We start from the raw sequence: 11,177 nt of genomic DNA, 5'->3' as shown, positions 1-11,177 counted from the left end.
TAGCTTCACCGCCCTCGTCATCAGCCAGATCCTCCCCCATCAAGAGAATCAGAGCCCGAGCCATTCGTCACTTCACACACGAGTCAGTGGCCACGTCCTTTGGTATTAGCCGTGGTGGCAGCATGCTCGACAAGAGCGGTAATGGCCAGACGTCGCGGTCGTTCAGAAGTTGGTCGGCAACCTCAGTACGTTCTCTGGTCCTGTGCATCGGGTGCATTTCTGCCGTTTTCGGCCAACGACACGGGGGTATTCCTCTTGGCTGTCACGATCGATAGTCCGACATGCCTGCCGACGGTACAGGATTCGGGAGTCTGGCACATTCTGTACCAGGTGACGCGGCGTCCGCTGACATGCGCAAGCTCCAGCAGCTTCGACACGTTCGAAACGTGCCAGAAGCCGCAACCTGTCCCTGAACCGTCATCGACGGTGGCGTTCCACCCTGTGATGATCTCCCTCCAGCATACCTGATTTTAAGTGCGACCTTAACGTCGTCCTTAAGTTCAAGAGATCAGGGCGGCATCACAAGGTGGCCGCCATCGGACAGATAGCACGCCGCAGTAAAAATTCTTATTACAGTGGGGTATGGTTAATGGTCATATGTATTCCATAAATCAATCAACAAATGCTTATGAATCCTGATCAATTGCGGCTGTAATCGTCTTCGATTCGGACAATATCATCCTCGCCCAAATAAGGGCCCGACTGCACTTCGATGAGGGTCAGCGGGATACGGCCTGGATTTTCGAGGCGATGGACGGCACCCAGCGGCAGGTAAATGCTCTCGTTCTCTCGTACCATGATTTTTTCCGCGTCTCGAGTAACAAGCGCCGTGCCTTCAACGACGACCCAATGTTCGGCGCGATGGAAATGCTTCTGGAGCGAGAGTTTCTGTCCAACCTCGACGACAATGCGTTTGACCTGAAATCTGCTGCCCTGGATCAGGCTTTCGTAAAAGCCCCATGGGCGATAGTTGCGATTGTGGCTGACGGCCTCCTTACGGCCGGCTTCGCTGAGGCGTGCAACCAGATGCTTTACATCCTGGGCACGGTCGCGGTGTGCCACCAGGACGGCGTCCTGTGTCACGACAACAATGGCGTCATCCATGCCGGCGACGGCCGCTACAATTCCGTCCGACCGAACATAGCAGTTGCGGCTTCGATCCAGGAAAACGTCGCCTTTGGTGGCGTTGCCATCTGCATCCTTGGGGCTCAGCTCCCACAGGGCATCCCAGCTTCCGATGTCCGACCATCCGAAATCGGCGGGCACAACCGCCGCGTGCTGTGTACGTTCGGCAATCGCATAGTCGATGGAAATATCCGGACTGGTGGCAAAGCTCACGCTGTCCAGACGTTGGAAGTCGGCATCGGCGGTGCGGTTTGCCACGGCATGTCCGACTGCCTGCAAGATGGTCGGTTCGTAGCGTTTCAGCTCGTCCAGCATTGTCTTCGCAGCGAAGACAAACATGCCCGAATTCCACAGATGACGACCGCTGTCCCGCATTTCGGCGGCGCGCGCATGATTGGGCTTCTCGACAAAGGAGGATACCGCGTAGACCCCAGGAAGATCCGAAAATTCCTGACCCAATTCAATGTATCCGTAGCCGGTTTCAGCCTTGCTGGGGGTCATCCCAAACGTAACGATGTACCCCTTGTTCGCCGCCGCCACCGCAGTTGAGAGGGCCGATGGCAGGTTTTCGGGGCGAGAAATCGCCGCATCAGCTGCCATAACCCACAAGATTGCCGACGGATCGGTTTCAGCCACCAGCAGGGCAGCGGCAGCGATCGCCGCCGCGGAGTTGCGACCGACCGGTTCCAGGACGATGCGGGCGTCATTGATGCCAACTTCACGCAGCTGTTCTGCTATGACGAAGCGATGTTCTTGATTGCAGACGACGATCGGCGCCGCCAGTTGCAGGTCAGCTCCACGACGCGCGGTGTCTTGCAGCAGTGTACGATCGCCGAGCAAAGGCCAGAATTGCTTGGGAAAGCTGCTGCGTGATACGGGCCACAGCCGGCTACCGGATCCGCCGGACAAGATGACAGGGATGATGTGTGAACTGGACGAATTAGGAGACATTTAGACTTCCGGATGGTTTTATATTTGACATAAATATATGAAGAAATTCATATTGGAGAATATAAAAATTAGTCAATTGAGTGTCAGTGCCGAGCGGTTTTTTAAATTTAATCAAGAAATGAATTTATCATATTCTCATAGGGCATCGATAAATGTGCTCCACAAAAAAAACAAAATTTATCAACAATAAATATGTAAAATTAAAAACATTCGCCTTCAATCCGGATTGGAATTTCTGAATCCCGGTCTTTAATTTCCGACGCCGGAAAATGGACGGGCAGCCCGAACATTGCTCGATCGGAGAAATCGATCTTTCAAGCAGTCCGCAACACTATGGCCAAGCATGTGGACGTCAATGTCGCGTTGGTTTCCTGCGGGGCATGTATTGTTCAGGATAAAATAATCGGTCGAGGAATCGATATCGAATCCGCCGCGGGTCAATGCCGGCAGGCTGGGCTGGTGATCGCCGTAGAGCGCGAATATGCCGCCGTCGTCGTTCAGCCAGCGCGAGGAGGCGAGTTGGCCGATCATCCGGTCGGTACTCATCAGGCTGTCCAGATAACCGCCGAGTTGGGAGGCGAAGGGGCCGGGGGTCGTGGCCTGTGTCGGCCAGGGGCCGTGGTTGGCGACCGTGATGGCGAACACGAAGACGGGCTGTGTCTGACGGGCGATGAAGTCATTGACCCATGCGCCCAATATTTCGTCGGAGACGAGTTGGCCGTGCCGGGCGCCGAAGGCCTCGCCGCCGATGAACTGGTCGAACCCCAGGTTGGGCATGACCTTGTGCCGGCTATAGAATCGACGGTCATAGGGATGGACACAGACCGTCAGGTACCCTGCCCGACGCAGGCGTGCGGCCAGTGTGTCGATGGGCCCCCGGGCAAAGGAATGGTAGGGGTTGAAGCGATCCAGTCCCAGGTCGGCCGGGGATGCACCGCTGATGACCGCGAATTCGCTGCGTGTGGTGTTGGCCCCCCAGGAATCGACGTTGAGGTGGCCATACCGCCAGGCGCGATCCCGGCACGCCGCATATTCCGTCAGGGGCGAAGGCAGGGCCGGGTCCAGCCGGCCGATGTCGAAGAACGATTCGGCCTGGACCAGAACCACCGGGGGCTTGTCCGGTGGAACGGTCACGATGCCAAAGCTGCAGGCGGCCTGGCGCTCCGGCCGTTCCTGGCGCGAGCAGACCGTATGGGCGGCGAAGCTGCCGAGCATGCCCAGCTTTTCCGCGTCCAGCACGGGATCGCCGCTCGGCCCCAGCTTACGCAGGACTTTCGCCATGAGGTTCAGTGACGGGCGCCAGAAATAGGCGGCAATGGGAAGCAGCAGCAGTAGTGCCCCCGCCACGCGTGACAGGATGGGGTTGCCCGGCATGGCCGGGGATTCGACCGAAAACAGCCATGCCGTCGCCAGGACCAGCGCGCCGCCGATGCCGTAGAAGATGGCGGGATGCACATAGGGCAGGTAGAAGCGCGGATGGGTGAAGACCAGGAAGAGTTCGCTGGCGTCGGCAAAGACGACCGGTTCGCGAAGAATCTGACGCTTGGTGTGATCGGCCAGAAGCAGGCCGGCGGCGAGAACCGCCCACAGCAGCGCTGAGGACGCCGGACGCTGGGTGAGCAATGACAGTGCGAGCCACAAGGTCCCCCCGATCGCGATGTCGGGGATGTCGTTGAGGATCGGCCGGGTGATCTTGCCCCCGGTCGTCCGAAGCACGAAAAGCGTCAGGAGTCCGAGAACCGATACGACGGCGATGGCCCAAGCCTGCATTCTACCACCTTGTGTCTTGTTCGGCGCGTGGCATACGCCCAGGTCGAATCCCGGCGGTCGGGGTGAAATCGGCAGCTCCGAACAGTGTCGTCAGAGGTCTGATAGCGCGCAGTCCATACACAGAAGGGGGATGTTTTGCCATGCCGGTGAATGGCGTTGCCCTATAAAGCATGCCGAGGTGTTGCCTGTTTCGGGGCACCATGTCCCTTCCGATTTCGTTCGATGGGTTGGTGCGTTTTTTTTTGCGAAGGCCGTGCGGGCTGGGGGAATTTTGGCGTTGCGGCGATTCTATAAAATAAATGTTATATTTCCCTGTTGCCTCACCCATATGCACGAGGGCTCCCTTGTCTGACGGGCCTGCAATCTGGCTGGACGGTCGCAATGCGAAACGGGCCGGCGGTACCGGTGTGGCGCGCTACACCCAGGCGATCGCGGACTGTCTGGAGCAGGCGGGCATGCCTGCGACCTATCTGACCGACAGCCTCCAGGGGGCGCCGGTTGGTCATCCGCATTCGCCGGGCCGGCGCATGGTGCGTATGTTGCAGACCATGCGGGGGGATTATCCCGTGACGGTGCACAGGGATGGATCAGTGCCCTATGTGGTCTGCCCCGATATTTTTCGGATCGCGCACGTCAAGTTCAAGCTCTGGGGCGCTTTGGCGACCGTTTCGGTGCCGTCGCCCCCCGATATCATGCACTGGACTTATCCTCTGCCCATACGGGTGAAGGGGGCGCGGAATGTGGTGACAATCCATGACGTGGTTCCCCTGACGCATCCGGACCTGACCGGGATCGAACCGGTGCGCTATCGGCGCCTGATGCGCCGCCTGGTCCGCTCGGCCGATGCGGTGGTGACGATTTCCGAAACGACGCGTCGCGACATCGCCGCCCAATGCGGCATCCCGCTGTCGCATATTCATAACTTGTCACAGGCGGTCGGGTTTTCCAGCGACGAATTGCGTCAGGCGGGGGAGGCGCAGCCGCCCGCGCCGCCGGGCTACTTCGTGCATGTCGGGCGGGTCGAAAGCCGCAAGAACATCTGTCGCCTCGTTGCCGCCCATGCCCGAAGCGGCACGCGACGACCGCTGGTCCTGATCGGACCCGATGGGGATGACAGGCCCGATTACACGCCCTTTGTCGGCGACGCCCCGGTGATACGTCTGCCCTGGTGCGACCGGCCCAGTCTGATCCGGGCGATCCAGGATGCACATGCCTTGCTTTTTCCCTCGCTGGCCGAGGGGTTCGGGTTGCCGATTGTCGAGGCGATGGCCCTGGGGACACCGGTATTGACAGCGCGTGGTGGGGCGACCGAGGAAATCGCCACGGCGGATGCCGCGATTCTGGTCGATCCAATGGATATCACCGATATCGCGAGAGGAATCCGGATATTGGACGGTCTGGATGCAACTTCTTCTCTTCGATTGGCTTTGCAGCGAAACGGAGTGGAGCGGGCATCCCAGTTTTCCTATGGCGCTTATGCCGAACGACTGGGCCGATTCTATCGTTCGTTACTGTAAAGGAGCGGGGGCTGGCGTGCCGCTCCGACGTGGTGGGGACAAAAGTTATATTTGGAAAATGAATGAATACAGGCATGTTGCCCCATTTTTTCATGCAGGGTCTCGTTGTCGATTTTGGATAGTCTGGTATATCTTTGGAAGATGACGGCCGTCGAAACGACGTTCGGGCATGGAATGCAGCCTGTATTTTCAGGCGATTTCGAGGGGATATGGCATCGCGAATGCCCGGGGAGACAAGCGATGCAGGTAGAGGAGGGGGTGCTACACGTCGGCAGCGCAAAACCTCGGCGACTTGACGCATCGCTTGCTTTGTTACGTGCCCCGCCCTTTCATCGGACCATGCCGACCCTCGCCTTGAGGCGAGACGCAACCGCCCCGGATCGTGAAACTGTTTCCGGCCCGGAACTGGATGACCTGGCCGCGCGCATCGTGCAACTGCGGGTTGGCGGATGCTTCTGGGGCCGGCCTGCCGGGCGACGGCCGGTCGTCGTTTGCGGTTTGGGATGGCGCCCCGGTTCCCGCCTGATGCGTTGGATCGTGCGGGATGTCCTGGCCGCGCATGCGGCGGAGGATGTGGTTCTCGTCGTCGGACCGCGGCAGGGTGGGCTGACCGCCCAAGCCCGGCGGCATGGGCTTGCGGTCGTCGCGGCCGAGAGCGACCCGCATCATCTTCTCGACGAGGCGACCTGTGTCTATGCCGCCGGGACGACCGATCTTGCCGGGTTGGCTGTTTTGCGCGGTATTGCGGTCAGGACGCTGGATGCCTCGGGCGTACGTCCAGGCGGGTTGAGCGTGCGTGACGTCATGACGGACATCGCGGTTCGAACGGATTACATTAATCCGTTCACCGGCACGGCAATGGCGTGCGCCGACGCGATCACGCTGCTGGCCGACTGGCGGCGGACGATCATGGCCAATCGCCAGATCGGCGCATGTCTGGGGATGTCGCGATGGAAGCGGCGCAGGATAGCCGATTTCCTGGCGACGGCGCCCGGTCATCCGCCCTTTCGTCAGCGCATCGATGCCGGGCAGCGCGGCGCGGTGGCGGTATGGGCGACCCGGCAGCCGCCGGGACTGGACGATGCGGCGAATCGGGCGGCGATTCCGCTCTGGCGGGTAGAGGACGGCTTCATTCGTTCCATCGGCCTGGGCAGCGCATTGACCCCGCCGTCGTCAATTACCGTCGATACGCGAGGCGTATATTACGACCCGGCGCAGGAGAGCGATCTGGAGCATATCCTGGCGACGGCCCCGTTCGACGCCGCGTTGCGCGCTCGCGCCGGAAAATTGATGGATGCGCTGGTCCGGCTTGGGATTTCCAAATATGGCGCGGGTCGCGTATCCGCCTCCCATGCGCCATGGGAGGCTGCGGGACGGCGGACGATTCTGGTGCCCGGACAGGTCGCGGACGATCAGTCGGTGCGCCGAGGGGGAGGGCGGATTTCGGGGAACCTGGAACTGCTGCAGGCCGTTCGGGCGGGTAATCCGGACGCCTTTATCCTGTACCGGCCACATCCCGATGTCGAGGCGACCCACAGGTTGGGATATGTGGAAGACGCCGTTGTCTTGCGGTTGGCCGATCGAATTGATCGGGGCGGGGCGATCACCGATACGATTGCCCAGATTGACGAGGTTCATACCCTGACCTCGCTTGCCGGGTTCGAGGCGTTGATGCGGGGACGGCGGGTCGTGACCTATGGCGTCCCGTTCTATGCGGGATGGGGGCTGACGGTCGATCTGGGGGATGTTCCCGCGCGCCGGACACGGCGGCTGTCCTTGGAGGAGCTTGTCGCCGGGGTCCTGATCCTGTTTCCGCGTTATCTCGATCCGGTGACGCGGTTGCCCTGCAGCCCTGAAATCCTGATCGACCGCCTGCAGGATGCCAATGCATGGCGACCGACCTGGTGGATGCGGGCGCTGGCCTTGCAGACCGCCCTGCGCAAGGCCGTTGCGCGCCACCGTGCGGCCCTGGCGTCACCGCCGAAGGTGGACGCCACGACATGCGACGGTCTGGCCCCATGACGTCCCATCCTGTCCTGCTGGACATTTCCCGCCTGCTGTCCCGTGCCGGCAGCGCGGTGCCGACGGGCATCGACCGCGTCGAACTGGAATATGCGCTGTATCTGTCGCGGTGTTTTCCCGCACGGGTCACCTTCGTAGCCTATCATCCTCTGGGGCGGATCGGCATCCTGCCGCGGCGTCTGACAGACTGTTTCCTGCGGATGCTGGCGCGTGCCTGGACGAAGGGGAGGCGGCCATGGCGCGGGGCGTCGCTTATGGCTGGCGTGCTGCTGCAGGCGGCGGCGATCGGGGCGGTCGGCAATAATGTGCAACGCCGGCTGTATCTGCTGCTGTCGCACCATCATCTGATGCAGCGGGACGCGATCGCCGGCTTCCTGGGCCGGGCGAATGCCGGGCTGGCCGTCATGGTTCATGACCTGATCCCGATCGAGTATCCCGAATACGCCCGCCCGTCCGAGCCGGACCGCCACCGGCGACGTATGGACACGGTGGGACAGTTGGCTGACGCCGTCATCGTGCCGTCGCAGGATGTTGCGAAGTCCCTGCGGCACTATCTTGCGCCGGGCGGGCGCTGCCCGCCGATCGGCGTGGTGCATCACGGGTGCCATGTCAGCCCGGCCACCATGGTGCCTGTCAGCGGCCTGGCGCCGGATGCCCCTTATTTCGTTGTGCTGGGGACGATCGAGCCGCGAAAGAATCACCTGCTGCTACTGAATATCTGGCGGCATATGGCGGCCGGGCGGGATCGCACCCGGCTGCCGCATCTGGTCGTCATTGGACGCCGCGGATGGGAAAACGAAAATATAATCGACATGCTGGAACGCTGCCCCACCCTTCAGGGCATCGTGCATGAACATGCGACGTTGTCCGATGTGGTCGTTGCGGATCTGGTCCGTGGTGCCCGCGCCCTGCTGTTCCCTTCGTTCGCCGAAGGATTCGGTCTTCCACTGCTCGAGGCCCTCTCGATGGGCATCCCGTGTCTGTGCAGCGATCTACCGGTCTTTCGCGAAATCGCGGGGGATCTGCCCGGCTATCTGGACCCGCTGGATGGGCCGGCCTGGCAGCGTAAAATCCTGGAGCTGGCCGAACAGGATGCGCGGGGGGCTGGAGAGGCGCCACCGACATTCGCCGATTGGCCAACGCAGGCGGCGGCCGGACTGGCGATGATCGACGGGGCGGGCCGTGCGGATGCCGGTTCTTGGGATGCGCGTGCGGGTGGCGCCGTTCGCCTGATGGATATGGAAGCGGGGACGGTTTGCTGAGTTTTCTGGTGCTGCAAGGCAATGCCACGCCCTTCTTTTCCGAATTGGCTTCGGCCTTCAAGGCCGCCGGTCATCATGTCCGTCGCATCGCCTTCAACGGCGGGGACTTCGTCTTTTCATCGGACGCGATCCGGTTTCACGGACGCCAGGAGGCGTTGCCGGCGTTCCTTGAGGACATTGTGGTGCGCGAGCGACCGGATGCGATCATTCTGTTCGGCGATTGCCGTCCGGTCCATCGGGCGGCGACCGAAATCGCCCGTGCGCGGAATATCGGCATATGGGTGTTCGAGGAAGGGTATCTGAGGCCCGGCTGGATCACGCTGGAACCGCACGGCGTCAACGGATTTTCGGCATTGCCGCGCGACCCCGCCGTCATCCGGGCGCGCGGGCGGGCGCCATGGCCTGCCCGGCAGTACGATCCGCATGCGGATTTCCTGCGGCGCGCCGTCTACGACGTGTCCTATCACGCCCTGCGTCTGGCCCTGACCCCGTTTTTCCCGCACGCGCGGTTTCATGCCGCCATTGATCCGTTCGTGGAATATGCGGGCTGGCTGCGCGACTGGGCCGGGCGTCTGGTGCGGAAGCCGCAAGCCGCGGTCCTGCCCACCGGGCCCTTCATGCTGGTGCCCATGCAGATGGAGGGGGACTACCAGTTGCGGGTCCATTCCCCGTTCCACAGCATGGGCCAGGCGCTGGAGCGTATTCTTGCCTCTTTTGCCGCCCATGCCCCGGATACGCTGTCCCTGGTCGTGCGGCGTCATCCGCTCGACCCCCGCCTGACCGATTGGGAGGGGTTGATCCGCCGACGCGCGCGCGCGCTGGGTGTCGCGGACCGGGTTTATTTCATGGCCGATGGGCCGTTGGAACCGGTTCTGGAGGCGTGTGCCGGCGTTGTGACGGTGAACAGCACCGTCGGGCTGCAGGCCTTGCGGCAGAACAAGCCTGTCAAGATTCTGGGGCAGGCCATCTACGAGGTCGAGGGACTGACCTTCCTTGGCCCGCTGGGTCGGTACTGGCGCGAAGCCTGCGCGCCGGATGCCGAACTGCTGGATGCGTTCTGTCGCATGCTGGTCCAGGAGGTACTGGTCGAGGGTGATTTTTTCACCCCCGAAGGGCGGGCGCTGGCGGTGGAGGGGTCGGTTCGGCGGATTCTGTCCGCCTATGCCGACAAGGCCCGCAATTCCTGCCCGAGCAGCGTGGCGGTCGCCTCGATCTGATCGGGTGTGTGCGATGCGCTGACGAAGAAGCGCAGGCGCGCCGCCCGTTCCGGCACCGCGGGATGGATGATCGGCTGGACATTGACGCCGCGTTCAAACACGGCCTGGGAGAGGCGGGCGGCAACAAGGGAACTGCCGGTGACCAGCGGCACGATGCCGTAGCCGGCGGAACTGCCGGTGTCCAACCCCGCATCCTGGAAAAGGCGCAGAAGATGGGCGGAATTTTCGCGCAGGCGGGCGATGCGCCACGGCTCCTCGCGCAGGATGTCCAGTGCGGCGAGGGATGCGGCGGCGCCGGTCGGCGGCAGCCCGACGGAATAGACGAATCCGGCGGCCGTGCGCTTGAGGTAGGTGATGACGTCCGCGCGCCCGGCGATGTACCCGCCGCAGGAAATCAGGCTTTTGCTGAGGGTCCCCATCCAGAGATCGACCGAATCCGGCGCGATGCCGGCGTGTTCGGCAATGCCGCGTCCGCTGGCGCCCAGCACGCCGGTCGAATGGGCTTCGTCGACCAGCGACATGCAGTCGAATTCCCGGGCCAGGGCGACGAAGGCCGCGAGGTCGGGGATGTCGCCATCCATGCTGTAATGGCCTTCCAGCACCAGCAACGCGCGCTTGTGCGCCTTGCGATGCATCCATAACTGCTCGCGGGCGGCGGCCACGTCGTTATGGGCGAAGGCGACGCGGCGGGCGCCCGACAGGATGGCACCCTGGATCAGGCTGTTATGGGCCAGTGCGTCGTGGACGATCAGATCCCCCGGCCGCATGAGCTGCGCCAGCGTCGTCACGTTGGTCGCATGGCCCGACACCATCACGACGCAATCCTCGGCGCCGTGCCATTCGGCCAGCGCGCCTTCCAGTTCCCGGTGGAAGGGACGCTCCCCCGATACCATGCGGCTGGCCGAAACCGTCGTGCCGTATCGACGGAGCGCGTCCTCGACCCGGGCGGTGACCCGGGGATCGCCATTCAGGCCCAGATAGTCGTAGGACGAGAAATTGATATAGCTGCGGCCGTTGATCGAGGTCGTGGCCCCGGCGAGCCCGTCGTGCTGGCGAAAGAACGGATCAACCACGCCAAGCGCCGCCGCGCGCTGCGCCATGATTTCCATGTCTTCCACGCCGGGCAGCGTCCAGCCGCGTGTGCTGGTTTCGGCAGGTGCCGCGCCCGACAGGCTGGCCAGCAGCTTGATGCGTTCGCCAAGGCGTCGGCCGAATTTCGGTCCCGTCATGTCGTCATACCAATCCGCGTTATGAATGTCTCTTCGGCGGCACGGCTCAGGGCTCTGCCCTGAAACCCGCCCAAAGGCCACCGC

General features: G+C 62.4%; 7 protein-coding genes. 4 read left to right on the top strand and 3 right to left on the bottom strand.

Features of this window, described 5'->3' with window-relative positions; genetic code table 11:
• Positions 1–639: 639 nt before the first annotated feature.
• Both HLH21_RS14735 and HLH21_RS14730 read right to left on the bottom strand, forming a co-directional pair.
• A complete protein-coding gene (locus HLH21_RS14735) occupies positions 640–2,076 on the bottom strand; it encodes a mannose-1-phosphate guanylyltransferase/mannose-6-phosphate isomerase (RefSeq protein ID WP_182944512.1) in 1,437 nt (478 codons plus the stop codon).
• A 249-nt stretch (positions 2,077–2,325) separates the two neighbouring features.
• Complete coding sequence (locus HLH21_RS14730) at positions 2,326–3,792, bottom strand: LTA synthase family protein (protein ID WP_264812015.1); 1,467 nt, start codon at positions 3,790–3,792, stop codon at positions 2,326–2,328.
• 398 nt (positions 3,793–4,190) lie between these two features.
• Here HLH21_RS14730 and HLH21_RS14725 point away from each other — a divergent pair, with 398 nt between their 5' ends.
• From HLH21_RS14725 to HLH21_RS14710, 4 genes are all read left to right on the top strand, one after another.
• A complete protein-coding gene (locus HLH21_RS14725) occupies positions 4,191–5,363 on the top strand; it encodes a glycosyltransferase family 4 protein (RefSeq protein ID WP_182944510.1) in 1,173 nt (390 codons plus the stop codon).
• A gap of 525 nt (positions 5,364–5,888) precedes the next feature.
• Positions 5,889–7,385: a capsular polysaccharide export protein, LipB/KpsS family gene (locus HLH21_RS14720; RefSeq protein WP_246379823.1), complete on the top strand. Its 1,497-nt coding sequence runs from the start codon at positions 5,889–5,891 to the stop codon at positions 7,383–7,385.
• The gene (locus HLH21_RS14715) at positions 7,382–8,647 is read left to right on the top strand and encodes a glycosyltransferase family 4 protein (RefSeq protein WP_182944508.1); all 1,266 of its coding nucleotides are present in this window, start codon (positions 7,382–7,384) and stop codon (positions 8,645–8,647) included. The genes HLH21_RS14720 and HLH21_RS14715 overlap by 4 nt, the downstream gene beginning before the upstream one ends.
• Positions 8,641–9,864, top strand: a complete 1,224-nt coding sequence (locus HLH21_RS14710; protein ID WP_182944507.1) for a capsule biosynthesis protein — start codon at positions 8,641–8,643, stop codon at positions 9,862–9,864. The genes HLH21_RS14715 and HLH21_RS14710 overlap by 7 nt, the downstream gene beginning before the upstream one ends.
• On the opposite strand, the gene HLH21_RS14705 is transcribed toward HLH21_RS14710, so the two are convergent.
• A complete protein-coding gene (locus HLH21_RS14705; protein WP_182944506.1) occupies positions 9,807–11,093 on the bottom strand; it encodes an aminotransferase class I/II-fold pyridoxal phosphate-dependent enzyme in 1,287 nt (428 codons plus the stop codon). The two genes, HLH21_RS14710 and HLH21_RS14705, sit on opposite strands and share 58 nt — an antisense overlap.
• Positions 11,094–11,177: the final 84 nt, after the last annotated feature.

This window comes from Gluconacetobacter johannae, assembly GCF_014174305.1.
In the GTDB taxonomy this organism is placed as follows: Bacteria; Pseudomonadota; Alphaproteobacteria; order Acetobacterales; family Acetobacteraceae; genus Gluconacetobacter; species Gluconacetobacter johannae.
Note: the sequence above shows the minus strand (reverse complement) of the source record. Positions and strands in the feature narration are given on the sequence as shown.